Source organism: Streptomyces sp. NPDC057249 (assembly GCF_042669245.1).
Classification (GTDB): Bacteria; Actinomycetota; Actinomycetes; order Streptomycetales; family Streptomycetaceae; genus Streptomyces.
On the sequence record NZ_JBHUXS010000003.1, the window covers coordinates 183,682 to 208,645 of the forward strand.

A 24,964-nucleotide genomic window follows, 5' to 3' on the forward strand; every position below is an offset into this window, starting at 1 on the left:
GAGGACGGTCATATGAGCGCCGACGCATCCGCCCCTGACGCCACCGAGCTGAGGAAGCGCATCGACACGACGAAGGCGCACCCCGCGCGGGTCTACGACGTCTTCCTCGGCGGCAAGGACAACTATCCGGCCGACCGCGAGGCCGCGGCCATGGCGCTGGCCGCCAATCCGCGCGGCTACCTCACCGTGCGGCACAACCGTGACTTCATGCGGCGGGCGGTGACCCTCGCCGCGCGCGACGGCGTCCGGCAGTTCCTGGACGTCGGCACCGGGCTGCCGACGCAACAGAACGTGCACCAGATCGCGCAGGGCATCGCGCCCGAGTCGCGCGTGGTCTACGTGGACAACGACCCGGTGGTCCTCGTCCACGCGCAGGCCCTGCTCACCAGCGGTCCCGAGGGCCGCACCGACTACATCGAGGCGGACCTGCGCGAACCGGACCGGATACTGGAGGCCGCCCGCCGCACGCTGGACTTCGCCCGTCCGGTCACCCTGGTCCTCGCGGCCGTGACCCACTTCATCGAGGACGAGACGGCCTACCCGGTCGTGAAGCGGCTGGTGGACGCGCTGGCCCCCGGCAGCTTCCTCGTCCTGAGCAATGTCAGCTCGGACCTGAACCCGGAGCAGGTCGGCAACATCACCAAGGGGTTCAAGGAGCGCGGCTTCGCCATGGTGCGGCGGTCCTACGCCCAGATGGAACGGTTCGTCACCGACAACGGTCTGGAACTCCTCGAACCCGGCATCGTCCCCGTGCACCGCTGGCGCCCCGAGCGGGTCGTGGACCTGCCGGAGGCCGCGGACCCGGACCCCGAGTTCGTCGCGGGCCTGGACGAGCTGGACCGTACCCGCTACCAGGACATCAACGACGTCACCGACGCGGACGTCAGCGTGTACGGCCTGGTGGCCCGTAAGCACTGATCACTCGACGACGTGCCGGCCCTCCGGCTGCGCGCTGCACGACGCCTTGAAGGAGCAGTGGCCGCAGTGCTGGCCGGTCGTCGGCGTGAACCGCTCGTCCAGGACCCGGCCCGCCGCGGTCGCCAGCAGGTCGGGGACCCACTCGCCGTCCGGCGGCGCCTGCGCCTGCACCTTGGGCGCGGCGTCGCCGCCCTCCTTCTTGGGGGCGGCCTGGCGCAGCTGTACGAGTTCGGCGCCGCCCGGCTCCGGCCGCGTACCGCCGAAGGCGTCGTCGACCGCGCCTTCCCGTACCGCCAGCTGGTAAACGGCGAGCTGGGGGTGACGCTGGACCTCGTCCTTCGTCGGGGACTGCTTGCCGGTCTTGAAGTCGACCACATAGGCCCGGCCCTCGGCATCCCGTTCCACCCGGTCCATGGAGCCCCGGATGCGCACCTCGTACTCCCCCGCCTCCAGCGTCACGTCGAAGTCGTGCTCGCTGGCGACGGGGGTGCGGCCGGCGCGGTCCATGACGTGCCAGCGCAGGAAGCGTTCGAGGGCGGCGCGGGCCTGCTCCTTCTCCTGGCGCGACTTCCAGGGGGCGTCGAAGACGAGGCCGTCCCAGACCGAGTCGAGCCGTTCCATGAGGACGGCCAGGTCGGCGGGGGTACGGCCGGAGGCCACCTCGTCGGCCAGCACGTGGACCACGTTCCCGAAGCCCTGGGCGGCGGTCGCGGGCGCGTCGGCCTTCACCTCGCGGCCCAGGAACCACTGGAGCGCGCAGGTGTTCGCGAGCTGGTCGAGCGCGCTGCCGGAGAGGGTGACCGGCTGGTCCCGGTCGCGCAGCGGCACGGCCGAGCGGGTCGGCTCGTACAGGCCCCACCAGCGGTACGGGTGCGCGGCCGGGACGAGCGGCTGGCCGTCGTCGTCGGTGAGCGCCGCGAGCCGGGCGAGGCGGCGGGCGGCCTCCTCGCGCAGCGCGTCCGAGGCGGCCGGGTCGACGGTGGTGGCGCGCAGCTCGGCGACGAGCGCGGCGACGGACAGCGGGCGGCGCGGGCGGCCGGTGACGTCGCGGGGTTCGACGCCCAGCTCGGCGAGGAAGCGGGAGGGCTGGTCGCCGTCGTCGGCGGGGGCCTTGACCGCCGTGACGACCAGGCGGTCGCGGGCACGGGTGGCCGCCACGTAGAACAGCCGCCGCTCCTCCGCGAGGAGGGCGCCGGGCGTCAGCGGTTCGGCGAGTCCGTCGCGGCCGATCCGGTCCGCTTCGAGGAGCGAGCCCCGGCGGCGCAGGCTCGGCCAGAGCCCTTCCTGGACGCCCGCGACGACGACGAGGCGCCACTCCAGGCCCTTGGAGCGGTGGGCGGTCATCAGCCGGACGGCGTCGGGACGGACCGCGCGGCGGGAGAGGGTGTCGGCCGCGATGTCCTGGGCGTCGACCTCCTCCAGGAAGTTGAGCGCACCCCGGCCGCCGGTGCGTTCCTCGGCGCGGGCGGCCGTCTCGAACAGCGCGCACACCGCGTCGAGGTCGCGGTCCGCGTTGCGTCCGGCGGTACCCCCGCGCAGGGCCGCCCGCTCCAGCCGGGCCGGCCACGGGGTGCCGGACCACAGCGCCCACAGGGCCTCCTCGGCGGTGCCGCCCGCCGCCAGCAGCTCGCGGGCGGTGCGCAGGAGCGCGCCGAGGCGCTGGGCGCCCCGGGCGTACGACGGGTCGTGCGTCACCAGCCGCTCCGGCTCGGCGAGCGCCCGGGCCAGCAGTTCACCGGAGGGCGCGGGCACCCTGTTGCCGGCGGCGCGCTCCTCGTCCCGCAGGGCGCGGCCGAGGCGGCGCAGGTCGGCGGCGTCCATCGCGCCGAGGGGCGAGGCGAGCAGGGTCAGCGCGGTCTCGGTGCCGAGCCAGGGGGCGGGGGTCTCCGGTTCCTCGGGGGTGCCCTCCTCCTCGGACGCCGTACCGCGCACCGCCGCCTCGGCCACCGCGCGCAGCGCCGTCAGCAGCGGTCCCACCGCCGGTTCGTGGCGCAGGGCCAGGTCGTCGCCGTCGACCTCCAGGGGGACGCCCGCCGAGGTCAGGGCCCGGCGCAGGGAGGGCAGCGTGCGGCCGCCGGCCCGGACGAGCACCGCCATTTCGGACCACGGGACCCCGTCCTCCAGGTGCGCCCGGCGCAGCAGGTCCGCGATGTTCTCCAGCTCCGTGGAGCCGGTCGGGTAGGTGTACGCCTCGACGGAGCCGCCCTCGCGGACCGCGCCCAGTTCGCGGTGGGCCCGGACCTTCGCCGACGGCAGCCGGGTGAGCGGCATCCGCCGGGTGAGCAGCCGGGTGGCGGCGAGCAGCCGGTCGCCGGAGCGGCGCGAGGTGGTGAGGACGCCGACCGGGGCGGGGGCGCCGTCCGCCCGCCGGAACGTCTCCGGGAAGTCGAGGATGCCGTTGACGTCGGCGCCCCGGAACGCGTAGATCGACTGGTCCGGGTCACCGAAGGCGATCAGGTCGCGCCCGCCGCCGCCCCCCGGGGCGCTCCCCCGGTTGCCGGCCAGCGCGTGCAGCAGCCGCACCTGGGCGGGGTCGGTGTCCTGGTACTCGTCCACGAAGACCGCGTCGTACGCCCCCGCCAGCTGCGCCGACACCTCGGGGCGCTCCGCGAGCAGCACCGCGCGGTGCACCAGCTCCGCGTAGTCCAGCACGCCCTGGGCGTCCAGCACGTCGAGGTATTCGGCGAGGAAGCGGGCGGCGGCGCCCCAGTCGGGCCGGCCGGTGCGCCGGGCGAAGGCGGCGAGGGCGTCCGGGCCGAGGCCCAGTTCGCGGCTGCGGGCGAGCACCGCGCGCACCTCGTCGGCGAAGCCGCGCGTGGTCAGGCAGGCGCGCAGCTCGTCGGGCCAGCTGATGTGCGGGCGCCCCTCCTTCTCCAGTTCGAGCTGGCCGGCCAGGAGGTCGCGGACGGTCACGTCCTGCTCGGGCCCGGACAGCAGCCGCAGCGGGTCCGCGAAGAGGTCGGCGTCCTGGTGGGCGCGGACCAGGGCGTAACAGAAGGAGTGGAAAGTGGTGGCCTGCGGCCCCCGGGCGGCGCCGAGCCGGGCGGCCATCCGGTCGCGCAGTTCGACGGCGGCCTTGCGGCTGAAGGTGAGGACCAGCAGACGGGCCGGATCGGCGCCCCGGGCGATGCGCGCCGCGACGGCTTCGACGAGCGTCGTCGTCTTGCCCGTACCGGGCCCGGCGAGGACCAGCAGCGGGCCTCCCGGGTGGTCAACCACCGCGCGCTGCGCCGCGTCCAGAAGAGGGGGCTCCACCGATCCCGGCAGGGTGCGCACCAGCCGGTACGGGCCCGTGGTCCCCGGCCGTGCGTGACGGTGAGGACTGTGCCGGGTGGTGGAGGAGGTGCTCACGTGGGTTCGCCGGTCCTGGTGGGTGTACGGGTGAGGGCGCGGCGCCGGCCGCGAACTGAAGACGCTACTCCGGCGCGCCCCCCGAATGCGGCGGGACGGCTGCGGGGATCGTCACGTTCTTCCGGCCGCCGCGCCCCGCGCGCACCGTACGGACGCGGATGCGCCCGATCCGCCGCCCCATGGCCGAAGCTGTCAGGTGTGAGCTCCCCCACCGCCGCCCGTCACGCCGTCCCAGCGCGCGCGCCGCATGTCCAGGCGCGGGAGGTGGCCCTCCGCGCTCGCGGGGGCCTCGCGCAGCGGAGTGTTCTCCGCGCGGTAGTGGTCCAGGGCGCGCAGCTCGTGGCCGGGCAGCAGCCTGCCGTCGGAGCGCACCACGCGCCACCACGGCGCCGCACTCCCGTACAGCGCCATGACCCGGCCGACCTGGCGCGGACCGCCCTCGTCCAGCCACTCCGCGACGTCGCCGTAGGTCATGACGCGGCCGGGCGGGATCAGGTCGGCGACGTCGAGCACGCGCTCCGCGTACTCCGGCAGCGCGTCGCCCGTGGGGTGTTCGCTCATCCGCCCCATCCTGCCGCACGGCACCGACAGCCCGGCCCCTCACGACCGGCCCGTGTCCGGGCGCACACACAGCGTGCGCACGGGGGGAAAGGAGCGTATGTTGCGCATCGCACGCCCCCGCATCGCACCCTGATGCCCCCTTGCGCCCATCGGCCGTGCCACCATCATGCGGGCGGTGACCGGTGATACGAGAACACGAAGACCAATCAGAGGCGACGAAGGAGCAGGGCGTGCAGCCACCGAAGGCGGCCGACGCCTCCGATGCCGAGCCGCGTCCGGACAGGGCCCGGCGGGAGCCGGGCACGGACGCGGAGGCACCTGCCGGATCGACCCTCGCCGGCGCCGACGAGTCGCAGGCCGAGCGCGTCTCCGGTGACGAACCGCTGCTGCCCGCCCGTGTGCACCGCCCCTCCGACCTGCTGCGCCTGCTCATCGGGGTGCTGGCGGTCGTCGTGCTGTTCTCCGTCGCCGCCTTCGCCCACGGCACGACCACCGGCCTCGAAGAGGACATCAACAAGGGCACGGGCCAGGCCCCCGACCTGCTGATCAAACTGGCCGGGCTGGTCTCCAGCATCGCCGTGCTGCTCGTTCCGGTCGCCTTCGCCATCGAGCGGCTGATCAAACGCGACGGGCTCCGGATCGCCGACGGGGTGCTGGCCGCCGTGCTGGCGCACGGGGTGACGCTCGCCGCGGACCTGTGGGTCGCCAAGTCCGCCTCCGGCACCATCCGGGACGCGCTGACCCAGCCGCAGCCGGGCGACGCGGTCACCGATCCGGTGCACGGCTACCTCGCCCCCGTGATCGCGTACATGACCGCGGTCGGCATGGCGAGACGGCCCCGCTGGCGGGTCGTGCTGTGGGTGGTGCTGCTGCTCGACGCCTTCGCGATGCTGGTCGGCGGCTACACGACCCCTTTCTCGATCGTCCTCACGGTGCTGATCGGCTGGACGGTGGCGTACGGCACGCTGTACGCGGTCGGCTCGCCGAACGTCCGCCCGACCGGCCAGCACCTGATGGCCGGTCTGCGGCACGTCGGCTTCCGGCCGGTCACCGCGATGCGCGCCGAGGACGCGCCCGATTCCGGCGACCAGAGCGACCGGGGGCGCCGCTATCTGGTCTCCCTGGAGGACGGGCCGCCGCTCGACGTCACCGTCGTGGACCGCGAGCAGCAGGCCCAGGGGTTCTTCTACCGGGTGTGGCGCAGGCTCACCCTGCGCGGGATCACCCAGCGGCGGTCCATCCAGTCGCTGCGCCAGGCGCTGGAGCAGGAGGCGCTCCTCGCGTACGCGGCGATCGCCGCCGGCGCCAACGCGCCCAAGCTCATCGCCACCTCCGAGCTCGGCCCGGACGCCGTGATGCTGGTCTACGAGCACATCGGCGGGCGGTCCCTGGACGCCCTGGAGGACGCCGAGATCACCGACGATCTGGTGCGCGGGGCGTGGAAACAGGTCAAGGCCCTCCAGTCGCGCCGGATCGCGCACCGCAGGCTCACCGGCGACGCCATACTGGTGGATCGTTTCGGCAAGGTGTTCGTCACCGACCTGCGCGGCGGCGAGATCGCGGCCGGTGACCTGGTCCTGCGGATGGACGTCGCACAGCTGCTCACCACCACCGGGCTGCGGGTGGGCCCCGAGCGGGCCGTGGCCGCCGCGCTCGCCGTGCTCGGCCCCGACGCGGTCGCCGACTGCCTGCCCCTCCTCCAGCCGATCGCGCTCAGCCGCTCCACCCGGGCGCAGCTGCGCCGGCTCGCCCGGGAACGCTCGCAGCGCGAGCGCGACGCCGTCCTCGAAGCGTCGGACGCGGCCAAGCGCGCCCGGGCCGAGGACGCGGAGCTGTCCAGGAGCGAGGACCGCAAGAACGCCCGCAAGTCGCTGCGCACCGAGAAGCAGGCCGAGAAGCGGGCCATGGACGACGCCCTCGAAGAGGCGCGCGAGGAGGACCTGCTCTCCCAGATCCGCCGCGAGGTCCTGCTGATCCGGCCGCAGGCGCCGGTCGAGCCGGTCCGCCTGGAACGCATCAAGCCGCGCACCCTGATCAGCTTCATCGCCGGGGCCATCGCCGCCTACTTCCTGATCTCGCAAGTCACCGAGGCCGACTTCGGTGCGGTCGTGGAGCAGGCGGAATGGGGCTGGGTGGCCGCCGCACTCGGCTTCTCGGCGCTGAGCTACGTGGCCGCCGCGATGAGCCTGCTGGGCTTCGTGCCCGAGCGGGTGTCGTTCGGCCGGACCGTCCTCGCTCAGGTCGCCGGGTCGTTCGTGAAGATCGTGGCGCCGGCGGCGGTCGGCGGGGTGGCGCTGAACACCCGGTTCCTCCAGCGTTCCGGGGTCCGGCCCGGCCTCGCGGTGGCCAGCGTCGGCGCCTCCCAGCTCTTCGGCCTGGGCTGCCACATCCTGCTGCTGGGCGCCTTCGGCTATCTGACCGGCACCGAGAAGACGCCGTCCTCGCTCACCCCGTCCAGGACCGTGATCGCCGGACTGCTGACGGTCGCGGTGCTGGTGCTCGTGGTCACCGCCATCCCGTTCCTGCGGAAGTTCGTGGTGACCCGGGTGCGGTCGCTGTTCGCCGGGGTCGTCCCCCGCATGCTCGACGTGGTGCAGCGCCCGCAGAAGCTGCTCACCGGGATCGGCGGGATGCTGCTGCTGACCGGCGTCTTCGTGATGTGCCTGGACGCCTCGGTCCGGGCGTTCAGCGGACCGGACACCCCGCACCTCAGCTACGCCAGCATCGCGGTGGTCTTCCTCGCCGGCAACGCGCTCGGCTCGGCCGCGCCGACGCCGGGCGGCATGGGCGCCGTCGAGGGCGCGCTGACCCTGGGTCTGATCGCGGTCGGGCTGCCGAAGGAGGTCGCCGCCCCGGCCGTGCTGCTGTTCCGGCTGATGACCCTGTGGCTGCCGGTCCTTCCCGGCTGGCTGTGCTTCAACCACCTCACGCGCAAGGGTCAGCTGTGACGGCGCCCGCGCGCTGACCGGGAGGCCCTACGTGCACGGGCCACCCAGTTGGACCGGCACCCCGTGCACGCGCCCCGGTGCCGCCGCAGCATGGAGCGATGAGGACCTCCCCTGCCCTGCGCGCCGCGGCCCTCGCCGCCACCGTGACCGTGCTGCTCCCGCTCGCCGGCTGTGCGGACGGCGGTGACAAGGAACCCGCCGGCCCGACGAGCCGGGCCCGCGCGGCGAACGCCGCCACCGGCAGCCCGTCCGGCCTCGCCGCCCAGAAGCTGACCTGGAAGAAGTGCCCCGCGCCTTCCCAGGCCCAGGGCGGCGGAAACCCGCCCTCCCCGCTGCCCGGCGGGGCGAACTGGGAGTGCGCCTCCATGAAGGCCCCCCTCGATTACGCGAAGCCGGACGGCGACACCATCGAGCTGGCGCTCATCCGCGCGAAGGCGGTCAGCCCGAAGAAGCGGATCGGCTCGCTGATCTTCAACTTCGGCGGCCCCGGCGGCTCGGGCGTCGCCACCCTGCCCGCATTCGGTACGGCGTACGACAAGCTGCGCGCCCGGTACGACCTGGTGAGCTTCGACCCGCGCGGAGTGGGGAACAGCGACGGCGTCGAGTGCGAGACCGACAAGCAGCTGGACGCCCGCTACCAGGAGGACGGCACCCCGGACGACGCGGCGGAGGAGAAGGCGTTCGTCCAGGACACCAAACGGTTCGCCGCCGCCTGCGAGAAGCGGTCCGGCCAGCAGCTTCCGTACGTCGGCACCACCAACGCCGCCCGCGACATGGACCTGATGCGCCAGGTGCTCGGCGACGACAAGCTGTACTACTTCGGCATCTCGTACGGCACCGAGCTGGGCGGCGTCTACGCGCACCTGTTCCCGAAGAAGGTCGGCCGGGCGGTCCTGGACGCGGTGGTCGACCCCACCGAGGACGCCGAACAGTCCTCGCTGAGCCAGGCCGAGGGCTTCCAGCTCGCCCTGGACAACTTCACCGAGGACTGCGCGGACCGGGGCGACGCCTGCAAGCTGCCCGGGTCCGACGCGAAGGAGATCGAGCAAGGCATCTCCGCCCTGCTCGACCGGCTGGAGAAGAAGCCCGTCAAGGGCATCGGTGCCCGCAAGCTGACCGAGACCCAGGCCACCACCGGCATCGCGGCGGCCCTCTACTCCAAGGAGACCTGGCCGCTGCTGGAACAAGGTGTGGACGAGGCCGACGGCGGGAACGGCTCCCTGCTCCTGGCGCTCGCCGACTCCCTCAACGGCCGTTCCGACGACGGCCGGTACGACAACTCCGCCGCCGCCTACTCCGCGATCAGCTGCGCCGACTCGCGGGAGCGGTTCACGCTGGAGCAGACGAAGGCGAAGCTCCCCGCGTTCCGCGACGCCTCGCCGGTCTTCGGGAACTACCTCGGCTGGGGCCTGATGGGCTGCACCGACTGGCCGGTCAAGGGCACCTGGAAGACCCCCGACGTCAGCGCCCCCGGCTCCGCGCCCATCCTGGTCATCGGCAACACCGGCGACCCGGCGACCCCGTACGAGGGCGCCAAGGCGATGGCCGAGGAGCTGGGTGAGGGCGTCGGCGTGGAGATGACGTACAAGGGGCAGGGGCACGGCGCGTACAACAGCGGCGACGCCTGCGTGCAGAAGGCGGTCGGCGGCTATCTGCTCGACGGCCGGGTCCCGGAGGCGGGCACGGTCTGCGGCTAGGGCGGCCGGCGGCGCCCCCTACGATGAGCGAACTGCCGTACGGGCAGCGCTCGACGGGGAGGGAACGCACACGTGGTCGCACACGCACGGGCCGGGGCACTGGCCACCGCCGCACTGCTGCTGACGGGGGTGCTCGCGGGCTGCGAGGACGGTACGGACGAGAAGCCGGGCAAGCGGGCGGACGGCTCCCCCGCCTCGTCGCCCGCCTCGCAGCACCTGGACTGGGCCCGCTGCGAGGCCCCCGAGGGCGGCGAGGCGCCGGGCTCCGAGTGGCGCTGCGCGACGGTGCGGGTCCCGCTGGACTACGCGAAGCCGAAGGGCGTCACGATCGGCATCGCGCTGATCCGCAAGGAGGCCACGGACAAGTCCAAGCGCCTGGGCTCGATGCTCTTCGACTTCGGCGGGCCCGGCGGCTCGGGCGTCTCGATACTGCCGCGTGCCGCCGCCGGGTACGCCACCCTCAACTCCCGTTACGACCTGGTGGGCTTCGACCCGCGCGGGGTCGCGCAGAGCGCCGGGGTGCGGTGCCGCGACGACGAGGCGCAGGAGAAGGCGTACCAGGATGTGGACATGACTCCGGACACGGCGGCCGAGGAGACGGCCTTCATGGCGGACGGCGCCGACTTCGGGGCCGGCTGCGCACGCCTGTCCGGCAAGGTCCTGCCGTACGTCGGCACGACGAACGCCGCCCGCGACATGGACATGATCCGCCAGGCCCTCGGGGACGAGAAGCTGACGTACTTCGGCATGTCGTACGGCACCGAGCTGGGCGGCACGTACGCCCACCTGTTCCCGGAGAAGGTGGGCCGTACGGTCTTCGACGCGGTCGTCGACCCGACCGCGGACTCCACCGGGCACGCCCGCAACCAGGCGACCGGCTTCCAGCGGGCGCTGGAGAACTACTTCGAGGACCGCGGCGAGGACCCGGAGGCGGGCACCCGGCGGGTCGCGGCGCTGCTGAAGCGGATCGACGCCGAGCCGCTGCCGACCGGCACGGACCGCGAGCTGAACGAGTCGCTGGCGATCACCGGCATCGTGCTCCCCCTCTACTCCAAGGACAACTGGCCCACCCTCACGCGGGCGCTGGACGAGGCCGAGGACGGCAGCGGCGCCACGCTGCTCCAGCTCGCCGACTCGTACAACGGCCGGGACGAGAACGGCCACTACGACACCCAGAACCACTCGCAGCGGGCCATCTCCTGCGCGGACGACAAGGCGCGGCCCACGGCGGCCGAGGCGAAGGCGCTACTGCCCGAGTTCGAGAAGCTGTCCCCCGTCTTCGGCCCGTTCCTGGCCTGGGACACGGCGGGCTGGTGCTCCGGCTGGCCGGTGGACGGCGAGCACGACGACCCGGAGGCGAGCGCGCCGGGCGCCGGTCCGATCCTGGTCGTGGGGACGACGGGCGACCCGGCCACACCGTACGAGGGCGCCCGCCGGATGGCGGACGAGCTGGGCGAGGGCGTCGGTGTGCTGCTGTCCAACGAGGGCGAGGGGCACGGCGCGTACGGCGGCAGCAGCTGTGTGACGTCCACCGTGGACTCGTACTTCCTGGACGGGAAGGTCCCGGCGGACGGCAAGACCTGCTCGTAACGGCGCCCGCGCACGCAGAAGGGGCCGGTCCGCGCGATGCGGACCGGCCCCTTCCGAGCGTTCTAGTAGACCGGCTTCTCGGGCTCGATCTGGTTGACCCAGCCGATCACGCCGCCGCCCAGGTGGACCGCGTCGGCGAAGCCCGCCGACTTGAGGACCGCGAGGACTTCCGCACTGCGGACACCCGTCTTGCAGTTCAGGACGATGCGCCTGTCCTGCGGGAGGTCCTGGAGGGCGTTGCCCATCAGGAACTCGTTCTTCGGGATCAGCCGGGAGCCCGGGATCGAGACGATCTCGTACTCGTTCGGCTCGCGGACGTCGATGATCTCGATCTTCTCGTCGGCGTCGATCCACTCCTTGAGCTGCTTCGGAGTGATGGTCGAACCGGCCGCCGCCTCCTGGGCCTCCTCCGACACGACGCCGCAGAACGCCTCGTAGTCGATGAGCTCGGTGACGGTGGGGTTCTCGCCGCAGACCGCGCAGTCGGGGTCCTTGCGCACCTTGACCTGGCGGTACTGCATCTCCAGGGCGTCGTAGATCATCAGCCGGCCGACCAGCGGGTCACCGATGCCGGCGAGCAGCTTGATGGCCTCGTTGACCTGGATCGAGCCGACGGAGGCGCAGAGCACACCGAGGACGCCGCCCTCGGCGCAGGACGGGACCATGCCCGGCGGGGGCGGCTCCGGGTACAGGCAGCGGTAGCAGGGCCCGTGCTCGGACCAGAACACGGACGCCTGGCCGTCGAAGCGGTAGATCGAGCCCCACACGTAGGGCTTGTTCAGCAGGACCGCGGCGTCGTTGACGAGATAGCGGGTGGCGAAGTTGTCCGTGCCGTCCACGATCAGGTCGTACTGGGAGAAGATGTCCATCACGTTGTCGGCTTCCAGCCGCTCCTCGTGAAGGACCACCTTGACCAGGGGGTTGATGCCCTGGACCGTCTCCTTGGCCGACTGGGCCTTGGACTTGCCGATGTCGCCCTGGCTGTGGATGACCTGGCGCTGCAGGTTCGACTCGTCTACCTCGTCGAACTCCACGATGCCGAGCGTGCCGACACCGGCGGCGGCCATGTACATCAGGGCCGGCGAACCGAGGCCGCCGGCGCCGACACAGAGCACCTTCGCGTTCTTCAGCCGCTTCTGCCCGTCCATCCCGACATCCGGGATGATCAGGTGGCGGGAGTACCTGCGGACCTCGTCGACGGTGAGCTCAGCAGCTGGCTCGACCAGGGGTGGCAGCGACACAGGAACCTCAACAATGCAGGTGGTCGGTTTCTACGTACTTCGACTACGTACGGTTGTTCTTCCGGTAACACTGCCACGCCCCCTCTCATTCCGAGATACCAGGTCCGATCCGCGAGACGATTTCGTCCCAGTACCTGGGCAGTGCCGCGAATGGGTCGCTTTGTCCGCGGCCGTTTCCCGGACCGGACCGTCCGCCGCGGTCGGTGAAGAAGATCGTCCCGGCGCCCTGCCAGCGGGCGATGCGCATCGCCTCCTCCAGATGCGTGCGCGGCACGCCGTGCACGAAGTGCGCGAAGCGGCCGGGCGGGTAGGCCGCGGTCCACTCCGCCACCTGCGACCAGCGGTAGTCGCTCCACGCGCCCCGGAACGTGACGAGCTGGTCGCCGGTCTCCGCGTAGCCGGGGTAGGGGTGGGTGTCGTGCCCCAGCACGAGGTGGCCGTCGTCCTTCCCGAGGAAGGCCCGCAGGGTGCCGGTGAGCCGGCGGACGGCCGGCAGCTCGGCGCGGCCGGCCGGGCAGCGGTCGAGGTAGAAGCCGTCCACCCGGTACCAGTCCAGGTAGGACCGGGCGTCGGCGAGCAGTTCCCCGAACGGCCGGGTGCCGTGGGCGAGGTCGAGCTGTCCGAGCAGCCTGCCGCCGGACGCCCGTACGGCGTCGAGCGGGTCCCCTTCGCGCAGCGCGCGGGCGCGGGCGTTGCGGAGCCGCCCGGCCGCCTCCAGGCAGTGCGGGTCGGGCCGGCTGCCGGGGCCGTTGTCGATGTCGAGGACGGCCCAGTGCAGCGGGGTGCCGGGGCGGGTCAGCTCGGCCCACTCGGCGGGGGCGAGCAGCGGGTGCGCGTAGCCGGGGACCCCGAAGCCGAGCCGGTCGGCGCCGCTGGCGCGCCGGGCGGTGCCGGGGCTGGTCAGATGCGGCACGCCGCCTCCATCCAGATGTCGGCGAGTGACTCCTCCAGGTTGATCCGGGGACGCCAGCCGAGCCGGTCCCGCGCGGTGCGGACGTCGGCCTGCTGCCAGGCGCCGCAGCCGTCCGGGTACGGGGACGGGGTGGCCGAGAGGTGTTCGATGACCGACTCGGTGGAGGTGCGGGGGGCGCCGATGGGGAGGCGGGCGGGGGGCGTGTCCAGCTCGTGGAGCGCGCCGGCGTATCCGGCGACCTTGGCGAGGACGGCCGCCGCGTCGCGCAGCCGGACGGCCCGGCCGGTGCCGATGTTGACGACGCCCTGGGCGGCGGAGAGCGAGGCGGCGTGCACCGCCCGCGCCACGTCGCGTACGTCCACGAAGTCCCGCTGCACGCCGAGGCCGCTGAGCTTGAGCTCGCCGTCCCCGGCCTGCATGGTGCGGCGCATCGCCTCGGCGAGCCGGCCGAGCGGGGACCCGGCCGGGGTGCCGGGGCCGACCGGTGAGAAGACCCGCAGGACCACCGCGTCGAGGCCGGAGCCGAGGACGAGCTCGGTCGCCGCGAGCTTGCTGACGCCGTACGGGCCGCCGGGGCGCGGGATGGCGTCCTCGGCGGTGGAGGACCCGGGCTGGGAGGGCCCGTACTCCGACGCGCAGCCGACCTGGACCAGGCGGGCGGTGCAGCGGCTGCGGCGCATCGCCTCGCAGACGGTGGCGACGGCGACGGTGTTGTGCCGGGTGAGGTCGCGCGCGCCGCCCCGGGTCGCGCCGGCGCAGTTGACGACGACCCCGGGGTGGACGGCGTCCAGGAAGCGGGTGAGCGCTCCGGGGCTGCCGGTCGCGAGGTCGAACCGCACGTCGGCGTCGTCGCCGCGGCCGAGTGCCGTGAGGTGGACGGCGGGGTCGGCGAGCAGCCGGTCGGCCACGAACCGGCCGATGAATCCGTTGGCTCCGAGCAGCAGCACCCTCATCGCGCACCGCCCCGGCCTGAGGGCCGACGGCGGGCTGCCGGTGCGGGGGATTGGCGGGTCATGTCGGTGTCTCCTTGAGGGCTGTTCCGTACGTCTCGGTGCGTACGGTGCGGGTGGTGACGGCCCGCGGCGTCGGCTCCGCGGGGGCTCTGGGGCCGCCTCAGGGGGCGGCGTGGGCGGACGCCCGGGAGAGGACGAGTACGGCGGTGATCAGCAGGCCGAGCGCGGCGGTGCCGCAGGCCAGTACGGGCACGGCCCCGGCGCCCCCGGCCTCGATGAGGGCGTCGACCGGCCGGGAGACCGGGTGCAGTCCGGGCAGGCGGCCGGCCAGGATCAGGGCGGGCGCCGCGGCCTCCATGGCGCAGGCGGCGGCGAGTCCGGTGGCGGCGGGTTCGGGGAAGCCGTGGACGGTCAGGAGCCGGGCCAGCAGGAGCAGGACCCCGAGGGCGGCGGCCCCGGCCGGTGAGCCGCCGGGGCCGAAGCCCAGACGGGCCAGGTACAGCAGCGCGGCGAGGGCGCAGACGAAGAGCGCGACGACGCCGAACAGCGGGGGTCGCACGCCCGCCCCGAACTCCTCCAGCGCATGGCTGCCGTGCAGTCGGCGGTGCGCGGACAGGGCGAAGAGGTGCGCGCACCAGGCGGCCGGGGCCGCCGCGACGGCGAGCCCCAGCAGGGGCGCCGGGGTCAGCGTCCAGGGGCCCTCGGGGCCGCCGCTGAGGACCTGGTGGAGCAGGTCGTCGCCGTACAGGACGTAGCCGAGCAGCCAGCAGACGCAGAGCGCGGCGGTGCCGGACGACCGGTGCCGGGCGCTCAGCGGGCCGGTGCGCAGGGCGAGCGCGAGGCCGGTGAGCGCGAGGAGGGTCCCGGCGGAGCCGATGGCCAGCCGGGCGTCGCCGCCGAGCACCCCGTCGGTCAGCCCGAGGACGACGAGGGTCGCCAGGCAGGCGGCGCCGGGCAGCAGGGCGCGCAGGGACCAGGCGGCGCGCGTCGCGACGTCGCGCGCCGGGGCGGGGCCCTTCGCGACCGGCTCCCCCGCGACCGCCGGGACCCGCGCGAAGAGCTCCTCGGCGAGCGAGAACACGTCGCGGTGACGGTAGCGGGCGGCGGTGCGGTCGGTGACTCCGTGAGCCTCCAGGCCGGCGGCGATCTCCAGCGGGTCCACGGCCCGTTCGCACAGTTCCCGGTGGCGGTGCATGAGCGCCCGCACCGGGTCGGCGGTCCCGCGCCGCCCGACGACGGTCTTGCGCGGAGCGGGGTGCGCATGCGCCACTTCGGGGGCGCGCGCGGGCGCGCCCGCGGCTCCGGCGTCGGCCGCCGAGGCGGCGTCCCCCTGGTGGCCCTCGCGGCTCATCGTCGTTCCTCCGTGGTGCTGTTCGCCCGGTGCCGGGGCGGGCGGGCCCGCCGTCTCGTGGCTACGCATCGCCGCTCCCCGCGCCCGCCCAGCTGGGGGTGCGGTCGGCGCGCTCCCGGCCGGGCGGCTCCGGCCAGTGGCCCAGCACGTGGGCCTCCGGTGGGGTGGCGAAGGGGCGCGGGCCCTCGTGGGTGGGCGGCTGCGGCCGCTCGCGCACCGGCGCCCGCGCGATCAGCTCCAGGTAGATGCCGTGGAAGGCGGCCAGATTCTGTTCGACGCCGAAGAGTTCGAGCGCCCGGGCGCGCGCCGCCGCCCCCAGGCGGGCACGGCGCTCCGGGTCGCGCAGGAGCGCGACACAGGCGTCCGCGAGCGCCCGGGGGTTGCGCGGCGGGACCACGAGACCCGTGCCGCCGATGACCTCGACCACCGCGCCGACGTCCGTCGAGACCGTGGCCCGGCCGCAGAACATCGCCTCGACCAGGCTGATCGGGAAGCCCTCGACCACGCTGGAGAGGACCACGACACCGCCCGCCGCGTACGCCTGGGCCGGCTCCGGGACCCCGGGTCCGCCGATCTCCTCGAAGGCGACGGCGTCCTGCCCGGGGAAGAGCTCGCCGGCCAGCGCGCGGCAGCGGGCCAGGTAGGCGGCGCCCGCCGGGCCGGGGGCCGGGGCGCCGATGATCCGGAGCCGGGCGTCCGGCTCGGCGATGCGCACTTCGGCGAAGGCGTGGAGGAGCCCGGTCAGGTCCTTGGCGGGCTCGATGCGGCCGACCCAGACGAGCGTGTCGGGGCCGCCGTCCTCGCTCTCGCCGAGCGCGGCGAACCGGGCCGCGTCCATGCCCGGGTACACGGTCCGCACCTTCGCGGGGTCGGCGCCGCAGCGCTCCTGCCAGCGGCGGGCGTGGGTGTTGCCGGGGGTGATGAGCGCGGCCTGCCGGTACACCTCGGTGGCGAGCCGTCCGTGCAGGTTCGCGAGGAGGGCGCGGACCGGCGCGCTGACCGGCGCGCGGCCCGACGCGAGGTAGTGCGCCCGCACCCGCACGGAGTACTCGGTGACCAGCAGCGGCACCCCGAAGAAGCGTTTGGCCAGCAGGCCCGGCAGGGCGGCGGCTCCGCCCGCCGTCGCGTGGCAGAGGTCCACGGCACCGAGGCCGTCCTCCTCGTACCAGTCGAGCGAGAGGGGGCGCAGCACCCGGTCCAGTTCGGCGGTGAAGGCGAGCAGGTCGGTGACGGTGGCGGTCTGCACGGTGCGTCCGGTGCCGGGCGCCCGGCAGGCGGCCTCCAGGATGCGCACCGCCGTCTCCGAGCGCAGGGCGGCGGGGAGTCCGCCGTGTTCCCAGGCGAGGTCCGCGAGTCCGTAGAGCCCGCGGGTGAACCGCTCGTCCGCGAGCCGGACTTCGGCGCCACCTTCCGTGAGGCCGCCGGACTCCGCACCCGTACGGCCCCGCTCGCTGCCCGCGGCGGAGCAGACGGAGGCCGCGAGGTCCGCGAAGTGCTCGGCGAAGCGCCGGCGTTCGCGCCGGGCGTACGTCCGCGCGCCCCCGCCGGTGAGCAGCCGGGCCAGCGGTCCCCGGGGGGCGTGCAGGCCGAGGGTGTCGTCGTCGGCGGTCCACAGGGGCGCGGTGCGCACGCCGGCGATCCGGGGCGGGAGGAGGACCCGGCCCGCCGCTTCCTGTTCGGCGGAACGGCTGAGTGCGAAGAGGTCGAACTCGTGCTGTGCGAGCCCGCGTACGAGCCGGTCGCACCAGAGCCTGGATTCACCGGTCGCGTACGGATAACCACCGTCGGTGAGCAGTCCGATCCGCACGAGCGCACCCCCGATCTCCCTGATGAGCGGCCGCCGTTCCTTCGGCGACTCGCGGCGGGACGACCGTAAGCGGATACGCCGGTGGCGCGACGGACGGTTGTCCGTCGCGCCACCGAAAGGGGTGAACCGGCGTAACTTTCCCGGCGGGACAGCGTTCTGTCGCGCTAGGGAAGCGGAGAGTTACTCGGAGGTGGGGTGGACCCAGGCATTGGGGCGGCACTTGATGCCGTCGAGGTCCAGCGTCTTGGTCTGCTGCTGCATGACCGGCGCGAGCGCGCCCTTCGTGCGGCAGCTCTCGTGGTTGTGCCCGAGCCGGTGCCCGACCTCGTGGTTGATGAGCATCTGCCGGTACGAGAACAGCTTGTCCGGTCCGAAGGTGGCCGAACCCTGTGCCCAGCGATAGGCGTTGATCATCACGCGCTCGGTGGCGGCCGAGTCGCAGGAGACGTTGTCCTCCATGGTGTCCAGGCCGGACTTGGCGCACCACTTGCCGGTGGTGCCGGGGCTCGCCAGCGTGATGACGAAGTCCGGATCGCCCTCGGAGATCCGTTCGAAGGTCATGGCGCCGTCGTGCGCCCAGCTCCGGTCGTCGTTGAGGGTCTTCTGGACGGCCTGGGCGAACAGCTGGGGGTCGAGTCCGAGCCCCTTCTCCACATCGATCCGGTAGCGGTGGACCGTCCCCTTGCCCGGCGCCTTGGCGGTGCCGGGCACGGTCTCGAACGTCCCCGAGCCCGTCAGCGCCGGCGACAGCGGGTAGGGCTTGGCCATTTTCTGTTCATACGTAAGGGGCTTGACGGCCGCCGCCTCGGGTGAGGGGGTCGTACGGCTGTCCGAACGGGAGGCGTCGTCCGCGTCGTCCCGGTCGACCCCCGCGGCCTGTGCGGCGCCGTTCTTGGAGGTGCTGTCGTGGGCGACCTGCCCGGCCACGACGACCGCGAGCACCGTGGTCACCGCGGCGGCCGCGATCCCGGTGAACGTACGGCCCTTGCCGCCCCTGGCCCCCCTGGCCGGGGTCCCGTCCCCGTCGCTCCGGGCCTCCGGCTCGCGGGGGTCCCAGTCGGTGACGGAGCGGTACGGGTCGTCGGCCACCCGGTCGCGCCGGCGCGGGGCGGGCGGTGCGGGCGGGCTGTCGAAGGCTTCGACGAACTCGCGCCGCGGACCCGGTATCAGCGGCCGGGTGCCGGTGGTCTGCTGGTGGTGCGCGGGGCGCTGAGCGCCGGGGCGCGCGCCGGGCGCGGGGGCCTGGAGGCCGGGGCGGCCCGGGGGGCGCATGGGGCCCGCGCCCCAGCCGCCGCCGGGTTCGCGCTGTTCGGGGTGGCCGCCGCGCACCTCGGGCGCCCCCACGGAGGGCGCGGGGTCCGCCTGCCGTCTGCGCCGTCCGGTGCCGGCGACGGGCCGGGCGGCTCCGCGCCCCGCTTCGTCCGGCTCCGCCTGCCCGGTTTCGGGCGCGCTGGGCGCAGGGCCCTTCCGGCTGTGTCGTCCCACGCCCTGGATCAGCTCCCGCCGCATTCGTCGAGCAATTCCCGGAACGCCTGGGCAACCGCCTCCGGGTACTCCATCATCGCCACGTGCCCGGCATCGGGCAGTGTCAGCAGGCGCGCGTCGCGGAAGGCCGCGGACGCCCTGCGGGCCATCCGGAACGAGACGAGCCGGTCCCGTCCGCCGTACACCAGCTGGGTCGGCGCGAGCACCCGCTCGGCCTGGCGCCACAGCCCGTGCTGTCCGCCCAACGTGTACGCGTCGACGATGCCACGGGCGGAACGCGCCATGGCGTCCCAGAAGTACGGCAGTTCCAGCCTGCGCTCCATTTCGGCCACCGCGTCGCGGAAGCCGGCCTCGGAGACCCGTGCCGGATCGCCGTAACAGAGTGCCATGACTCCGCGGGTGCGGTCCTCCGCGGTCCAGTCCCGGGAGAGCCGGGCGAACAGGGAGGCGACGCCCGGCAGTGCGAGCAGCGCGGTCGGGGCGGCCGTGCGCTGGACCCGGATCTCCGGGAGCGCGGGCGAGATCAGCGTGAGCGTACGCACCAGGTCGGGGCGGACCGCGGCGACCCGGGTCGCGACCGCGCCGCCCATCGAGTTGCCGAACAGGTGCACGGGCCCGCGCTCCTGGGCGTCCAGGAGGCGGATGACCGCCCGGGCGTGTCCGGTGACCGAGTAATTGCCGTCGTCCGGGGGCGGCGAGTCGCCGAAGCCGGGCAGGTCGACCGCCTCGCAGTCGGCCAGGTCCTCCACGAGCGGCATCAGGGCCGACCAGTTCTGCGAGGAGCCGCCGAGCCCGTGCACGAAGAGGGCGGGCGGCAGCCCGGGCCCCCGGGACGGCCGCGAACGGACGGTGAGCGTCAGCCCGGGCAGCTCGACGGAGCGCAGCCGCTCCCCCTCCGCCACCCTGACGGCGCTCACCGTGGGTGACACCGCCGCGGCGGCGGCGCGGACTCCCGGCAGCTCGGTCGAAGACATGCGGCAATGTTACGAGATGATCACACCGGGGTTCATGTGTTCGCCGTCACACGATCGCATAGCGGCTTCACGGGGTACCTCATAGGCTCGAACCGAGGAAGGGAGTCACCATGACGGTCGACCCGAGGGACCCGGAGACCTTCGAGGACGTCCAGCCGGACGAGCCCGACCAGGAGACGCCCGAGGCGGACGCCGCCGAGCAGCACGCCGACCTCCGTCCGGAGAGCGACGAACCGCTCACGGACCTCGAGCGCGGCGGCGCCAGCGAGGCGGACGCGGCGGACCAGGCCCGTGTGGTCCCGCAGGATGAGGACGATTACCGCTGATACGTCCCGCTCTGCCCGCCGGGGCGGACAATCTGCGGCTACCGCAGCCGTCCGGTCCGTGAAATTCTGCGTCCGCGCCGCGCATACCGGGGTTACCCAAAAGTACGATGTCGGTATGGCGCGGCACGTACGGAACGGCTGTGTCGGACCACGAATTTGGGAGGCGGCGTGACAGCCATCGAGCAGACCGAGGCGGCGCGCCCGCGGGGCACTCGCCTGCCCCGCCGCGCCCGACGCAACCAGCTGCTGGGAGCCGCGCAGGAGGTCTTCGTCGCGCAGGGCTACCACTCCGCGGCGATGGACGACATCGCGGAGCGCGCCGGGGTCAGCAAGCCGGTGCTCTACCAGCACTTCCCGGGCAAGCTGGAGCTCTACCTGGCCCTTCTCGACCAGCACTGCGAGTCGCTGCTCCAGGCGGTGCGCACGGCGCTGGCGTCGACCACGGACAACAAGCTGCGCGTGGCCGCGACGATGGACGCGTACTTCGCGTACGTGGAGGACGAGGGCGGCGCCTTCCGGCTGGTCTTCGAGTCCGACCTGACCAACGAGCCCGCCGTGCGCGAGCGCGTGGACCGGGTCTCGCTCCAGTGCGCCGAGGCGATCTCCGACGTGATCGCGGGCGACACGGGCCTGTCCAAGGACGAGTCCATGCTGCTCGCGGTGGGCCTCGGCGGGGTGTCCCAGGTGGTCGCCCGCTACTGGCTGTCGAGCCGGTCGGCCATTCCGCGCGACACCGCGGTCCAGCTGCTCACCTCGCTGGCCTGGCGGGGCATCGCGGGCTTCCCCCTGCACGGCATCGATCAGCACTGACCGCCCGCGCGGCGCCGTGTTCGCTGCGGGCGTGGCCGGGCCGCCCTGACGAGTCCCCTCAGCGGGCTAATGTGTGCTGCGTACGGCGCGGTTCGCCGCGCAGGGACTGACCGTCGGAGGGACATAGCCGTGGAGGTCAAGATCGGGGTGCAGCACACGCCCCGGGAGATCGTTCTGGAGAGCGGGCTTTCCGCCGAAGAGGTCGAGAGCGCGGTGTCCGAGGCTCTCGCCGGCAAGGCGCAGCTGCTCAGCCTCACGGACGAGAAGGGCCGCAAGGTCCTGGTGCCGGCCGACCGGATCGCCTACGTGGAGATCGGCGAGCCCAGCACCCGACGGGTGGGGTTCGGCGCGCTGTAGGGCGTACGAACGCGAGGAGCGGCCCGGCGGGATTCCCCGCCGGGCCGCTCCTCATTCGGCGCCCGCACCCGGGACCGGCGGTGCGGCGGCCGGGCGAAGCCTGTGCGCGGGAGGGTTGTGAACGGCCGCTCACGGGTAGTACCAGCAGGACCGAAGCGCCCGTTCCGTATATCTGCGAGGTGATCGTCCGTGATCCTGGAAACGTTGAGCGCCGTCGTGCTCGGAGTGGTCCTCTCCTGGGCGGCGCTCCGCTCGCTCCCCGGCCGGCTCCCGGCCCGTCGGACCGTGTTCGGCACGGGAGCGCTCGGCGGCGTGTTCGGCGCGTCCCTGATGCACTCGGTGCTCGGCCCGGGCCACGCGGCGGCCGTCGTGGTGGGCGCCGTGCTGATCGCCGCCGTGACGGTGTCCCTGCTGATCCGGCCCCGCCGCCGCCGGCTGAGCCGGTCGGCCGCCGCCTGACATCCGGGTCCGCTACGCGGCCAGCCCCAGGGCTGCCATGCGCTTGGTGTGCGCCTCGGTGATCCGGGAGAACATCCGGCCCACCTCCGCCAGGTCGAAGCCGTCGGCGACCCCGCCGACCAGCATGGTCGACAGCGCGTCCCGGTCCGCGACCACCCGCTGCGCCTGCGACAGCGCCTCGCCCATCAGCCGCCGCGCCCACAGCGCCAGCCGGCCGCCGACCCTCGGGTCCGCCTCGATCGCCGCGCGCACCTTCTCGACGGCGAAGTTGCCGTGACCGGTGTCGTCCAGCACGGCGAGCACCAGCGAGCGGGTGTCGGAGTCCAGCCGGACCGCGACCTCCCGGTAGAAGTCGCTGGCGATCGAGTCGCCGACGTATGCCTTGACCAGGCCCTCCAGCCAGTCCGACGGCGCGGTCTGGCGGTGGAAGTCGTCCAGCGCCCGGGCGAAGGGCTCCATGGCGGCGGTCGGCTCGACCTCGATGGCGGTCAGCCGCTCCGTGAGCCGCTCGAAGTGGTGGAACTCGGCGGACGCCATCTTCGCCAGCTCCGCCTTGTCGGCCAGCGTCGGTGCCAGCTTGGCGTCCTCGGCCAGCCGCTCGAAGGCCGCCAGCTCCCCGTAGGCGAGGGCACCCAGCAGGTCCACCACGGCGGCCAGGTACTGCGGCTGCGCGGACGCGGTGGCCCAGTCCTGGTCGGCGATTCTGGTCGTGGCGGGGGCTTCGTTGGCGTTGTCAGGCGTCTCCATGCAGCGCAGAATAGCCCGCCCGGGCGGCGGCGGAAGGGCCTGCCCGACGACCGACGTCACACCGTTCCGACGAATTCGCCCAACACAGATGCGCGGATCCGGGGTACAGTGGTAATGCGCTTACTGAGCACTTTGCATCTGCTCGTGGCGCGAAATTGAATGAGGATGCCCGGTCGGTGGCCCGATCGGCTCCGACCCGACAGCCCTCCACGCGGTGCGTGCACACGTACGACCGCAGATGAGGGGCCCCCTCAGCGGCACGAGCGCTCGAGCGACGGCAGTGGTCCCGCGCCACCCGGCCCATCCGCCGGATGACCAACCCCGGCACGGTACGACCCCCTTCGTTCGCCTCGGACCGCGTCTCACAGAAGAGGCAGCACCCTGACTACGTTCCGAGACCTCGGGATTCTTTCCGAGACGGCCGAGGCCCTTGAGGCCGTCGGCATCACGTCCCCCTTTCCCATCCAGGAGCTGACGCTCCCGGTCGCCCTCTCCGGCTCCGACGTCATCGGCCAGGCCAAGACCGGCACCGGCAAGACGCTCGGCTTCGGCCTCCCGCTCCTCGAGCGGGTCACCGTCCTCGCCGACGTCGAGGCCGGCCGTGCGAAGCCGGAGGAGCTGACCGACTCCCCGCAGGCCCTCATCGTCGTGCCCACCCGCGAGCTGTGCCAGCAGGTCACCAACGACCTGCTCACCGCGGGCAAGGTGCGCAACGTGCGGGTCCTCGCGATCTACGGCGGCCGGGCCTACGAGCCCCAGGTCGAGGCCCTGAAGAAGGGCGTCGACGTGATCGTCGGCACCCCCGGCCGGCTGCTCGACCTCGCGGGCCAGCGCAAGCTGGACCTGTCCAAGGTCCGCGCGCTCGTCCTCGACGAGGCCGACGAGATGCTGGACCTGGGCTTCCTGCCCGACGTCGAGCGCATCATCACGATGCTGCCGGCGAAGCGCCAGACCATGCTGTTCTCGGCCACCATGCCGGGCGCGGTCATCTCGCTCGCCCGCCGCTACATGTCGCAGCCGACGCACATCAACGCCACCTCGCCCGACGACGAGGGCACGACCGTCAAGAACACGGCGCAGTACGTCTACCGCGCCCACTCGATGGACAAGCCCGAGATGGTCGCGCGCATCCTCCAGGCCGACGGCCGCGGGCTCGCGATGATCTTCTGCCGCACCAAGCGCACCGCGGCGGACATCGCCGAGCAGCTGGAGCGGCGCGGCTTCGCCTCCGGCGCGGTCCACGGCGACCTCGGCCAGGGCGCCCGCGAGCAGGCCCTGCGCGCCTTCCGCAACGGCAAGGTCGACGTGCTGGTCTGCACCGACGTCGCCGCCCGCGGCATCGACGTCGAGGGTGTGACGCACGTCATCAACTATCAGTCCCCCGAGGACGAGAAGACCTACCTGCACCGCATCGGCCGCACCGGCCGCGCCGGCGCCAAGGGCATCGCGATCACGCTGGTCGACTGGGACGACATCCCGCGCTGGCAGCTGATCAACAAGGCCCTGGACCTGAGCTTCCCGGACCCCGTCGAGACGTACTCCACCTCCCCGCACCTCTACGAGGACCTGGACATCCCGGCCGGCACCAAGGGTGTCCTGCCGCGCGCCGAGCGCACCCGCGCCGGTCTCGGGGCCGAGGAGATCGAGGACTTGGGCGAGACCGGCGGCCGCGGCCGCAAGTCCGCCGCGCCGGCCGCCCGCGAGGAGCGTGCGCCGCGCACCCCGCGTCAGCGCCGTCGCACCCGTGGTGGCGCGTCCGTCGCCGAGGGCGCCGCGACCGTGCCCGCCCCGGCCGCCGAGGCCGAGCCCGAGGCGTCGGCCGACGCCCCGCGCACCCCGCGCCGCCGCCGGCGCACCCGTGCCGGTGCGGCGGAGGCCATCGCGGCGGAGGCCGTCGCCGCCGAGGCCGCGGTCGCCGTGGCCGAGGCGCCCGCCCCCGTGGCCGTGGTGACCGAGCCGGAGGCCGAGGCCGCGCCGAAGAAGCGCACCCGCACCCGGACCGCCAAGCCGAAGACGGAGGCCGTCGCGGCCGAGGTCGTCGCGGAGACCGCGACCGCCGAGGACGAGGCCAAGCCGCGTCGCCGCCGGGCCCGCGCCGCCAAGCCGGTGGCCGAGGAGGCCGAGTTCCGGAGCGCGCCGGTGGCCGAGCCGGAGGTGCCCGCCGTGACGCGACCGCGCCGCCGCCGGGTGATCAAGCCGGCCGAGGACGAGGTCGACTTCCAGATCGCGCCGATCTCCGAGCCGGAGCCGGTGCGCCGTCGTACGCGTACGGCCGCCAAGCCGAAGACGGAGGCCGTGGCGGAGACCGCGACCGCCGAGGGCGAGGCCAAGCCGCGTCGCCGCCGGGCACCGCGCGCCACCGCGAAGGCCGAGGGCTGAGCGGACCACGCAGCATCCGACGGGCGGCCCCGGGGAACCTCTCCCCGGGGCCGCCCGTCGTTCGCGGACACGGGCCGCCCGTCGTTCGCCGCCGCCG

General features: G+C 73.9%; 19 protein-coding genes. 9 read left to right on the top strand and 10 right to left on the bottom strand.

The genetic code is table 11. From position 1 onward, the window contains the following. Positions 1-12: 12 nt before the first annotated feature. Complete coding sequence (locus ACFUJY_RS07350) at positions 13-918, top strand: SAM-dependent methyltransferase (protein WP_383295810.1); 906 nt, start codon at positions 13-15, stop codon at positions 916-918. On the opposite strand, the gene ACFUJY_RS07355 is transcribed toward ACFUJY_RS07350, so the two are convergent. Together ACFUJY_RS07355 and ACFUJY_RS07360 are read right to left on the bottom strand one after the other, a co-directional pair. After that, a complete protein-coding gene (locus ACFUJY_RS07355) occupies positions 919-4,269 on the bottom strand; it encodes an ATP-dependent helicase (RefSeq protein WP_383295813.1) in 3,351 nt (1,116 codons plus the stop codon). A gap of 192 nt (positions 4,270-4,461) precedes the next feature. Further along, entirely contained in the window at positions 4,462-4,830 is a 369-nt protein-coding gene (locus ACFUJY_RS07360) for an MGMT family protein (protein ID WP_383295816.1), read from the bottom strand. A gap of 230 nt (positions 4,831-5,060) precedes the next feature. Here ACFUJY_RS07360 and ACFUJY_RS07365 point away from each other — a divergent pair, with 230 nt between their 5' ends. The 3 genes from ACFUJY_RS07365 to ACFUJY_RS07375 all read left to right on the top strand — a co-directional run bounded on the left by ACFUJY_RS07365 (position 5,061) and on the right by ACFUJY_RS07375 (position 11,065). After that, on the top strand, positions 5,061-7,778 hold the full coding sequence (locus tag ACFUJY_RS07365) for a lysylphosphatidylglycerol synthase domain-containing protein (RefSeq protein ID WP_383295819.1): 2,718 nt from the start codon (positions 5,061-5,063) through the stop codon (positions 7,776-7,778). Positions 7,779-7,876: 98 nt separating this feature from the next. Beyond that, positions 7,877-9,475, top strand: a complete 1,599-nt coding sequence (locus tag ACFUJY_RS07370) for an alpha/beta hydrolase (protein ID WP_383295822.1) — start codon at positions 7,877-7,879, stop codon at positions 9,473-9,475. Positions 9,476-9,547: 72 nt separating this feature from the next. Continuing rightward, a complete protein-coding gene (locus ACFUJY_RS07375; RefSeq protein WP_383295825.1) occupies positions 9,548-11,065 on the top strand; it encodes an alpha/beta hydrolase in 1,518 nt (505 codons plus the stop codon). 62 nt (positions 11,066-11,127) lie between these two features. On the opposite strand, the gene moeZ is transcribed toward ACFUJY_RS07375, so the two are convergent. The 7 genes from moeZ to ACFUJY_RS07410 all read right to left on the bottom strand — a co-directional run bounded on the left by moeZ (position 11,128) and on the right by ACFUJY_RS07410 (position 19,789). Continuing rightward, a complete protein-coding gene (gene moeZ, locus ACFUJY_RS07380; protein WP_383295827.1) occupies positions 11,128-12,306 on the bottom strand; it encodes an adenylyltransferase/sulfurtransferase MoeZ in 1,179 nt (392 codons plus the stop codon). 85 nt (positions 12,307-12,391) lie between these two features. Further along, the gene (locus ACFUJY_RS07385; protein WP_383295830.1) at positions 12,392-13,219 is read right to left on the bottom strand and encodes a spherulation-specific family 4 protein; all 828 of its coding nucleotides are present in this window, start codon (positions 13,217-13,219) and stop codon (positions 12,392-12,394) included. Further along, positions 13,207-14,172 carry an NAD(P)-dependent oxidoreductase gene (locus tag ACFUJY_RS07390; RefSeq protein ID WP_073964087.1) on the bottom strand — a complete coding sequence of 322 codons (966 nt, stop codon included), beginning with the start codon at positions 14,170-14,172 and terminating at the stop codon, positions 13,207-13,209. Before ACFUJY_RS07390 ends, ACFUJY_RS07385 begins: the two co-directional genes overlap by 13 nt. Positions 14,173-14,332: 160 nt before the next feature. Continuing rightward, a complete protein-coding gene (locus ACFUJY_RS07395) occupies positions 14,333-15,523 on the bottom strand; it encodes a hypothetical protein (RefSeq protein ID WP_383296470.1) in 1,191 nt (396 codons plus the stop codon). Between the two features lie 61 nt (positions 15,524-15,584). Further along, positions 15,585-17,330 (bottom strand): glycosyltransferase, encoded by a 1,746-nt coding sequence (locus tag ACFUJY_RS07400; protein ID WP_383295833.1) that lies wholly within the window; start codon positions 17,328-17,330, stop codon positions 15,585-15,587. Between the two features lie 180 nt (positions 17,331-17,510). Continuing rightward, the gene (locus tag ACFUJY_RS07405) at positions 17,511-18,839 is read right to left on the bottom strand and encodes a DUF3152 domain-containing protein (RefSeq protein WP_383295836.1); all 1,329 of its coding nucleotides are present in this window, start codon (positions 18,837-18,839) and stop codon (positions 17,511-17,513) included. After that, on the bottom strand, positions 18,824-19,789 hold the full coding sequence (locus tag ACFUJY_RS07410) for an alpha/beta fold hydrolase (RefSeq protein WP_383295838.1): 966 nt from the start codon (positions 19,787-19,789) through the stop codon (positions 18,824-18,826). Before ACFUJY_RS07410 ends, ACFUJY_RS07405 begins: the two co-directional genes overlap by 16 nt. A gap of 110 nt (positions 19,790-19,899) precedes the next feature. On the opposite strand from ACFUJY_RS07410, the gene ACFUJY_RS07415 reads away from it, so the two are divergent. From ACFUJY_RS07415 to ACFUJY_RS07430, 4 genes are all read left to right on the top strand, one after another. Next, entirely contained in the window at positions 19,900-20,115 is a 216-nt protein-coding gene (locus tag ACFUJY_RS07415) for a hypothetical protein (RefSeq protein WP_383295841.1), read from the top strand. 168 nt (positions 20,116-20,283) lie between these two features. Beyond that, the gene (locus tag ACFUJY_RS07420) at positions 20,284-20,925 is read left to right on the top strand and encodes a TetR/AcrR family transcriptional regulator (protein ID WP_018105511.1); all 642 of its coding nucleotides are present in this window, start codon (positions 20,284-20,286) and stop codon (positions 20,923-20,925) included. A gap of 129 nt (positions 20,926-21,054) precedes the next feature. Beyond that, entirely contained in the window at positions 21,055-21,282 is a 228-nt protein-coding gene (locus tag ACFUJY_RS07425) for a DUF3107 domain-containing protein (RefSeq protein ID WP_024490505.1), read from the top strand. Positions 21,283-21,471: 189 nt separating this feature from the next. Next, positions 21,472-21,741 carry a hypothetical protein gene (locus ACFUJY_RS07430; protein WP_383295845.1) on the top strand — a complete coding sequence of 90 codons (270 nt, stop codon included), beginning with the start codon at positions 21,472-21,474 and terminating at the stop codon, positions 21,739-21,741. 12 nt (positions 21,742-21,753) lie between these two features. On the opposite strand, the gene ACFUJY_RS07435 is transcribed toward ACFUJY_RS07430, so the two are convergent. Continuing rightward, entirely contained in the window at positions 21,754-22,488 is a 735-nt protein-coding gene (locus ACFUJY_RS07435) for a ferritin-like fold-containing protein (protein WP_383295849.1), read from the bottom strand. Positions 22,489-22,959: 471 nt separating this feature from the next. On the opposite strand from ACFUJY_RS07435, the gene ACFUJY_RS07440 reads away from it, so the two are divergent. Beyond that, positions 22,960-24,867, top strand: coding sequence for a DEAD/DEAH box helicase (locus ACFUJY_RS07440; protein ID WP_383296472.1), 1,908 nt, complete (start codon positions 22,960-22,962; stop codon positions 24,865-24,867). The last annotated feature ends 97 nt before the right edge of the window (positions 24,868-24,964 follow it).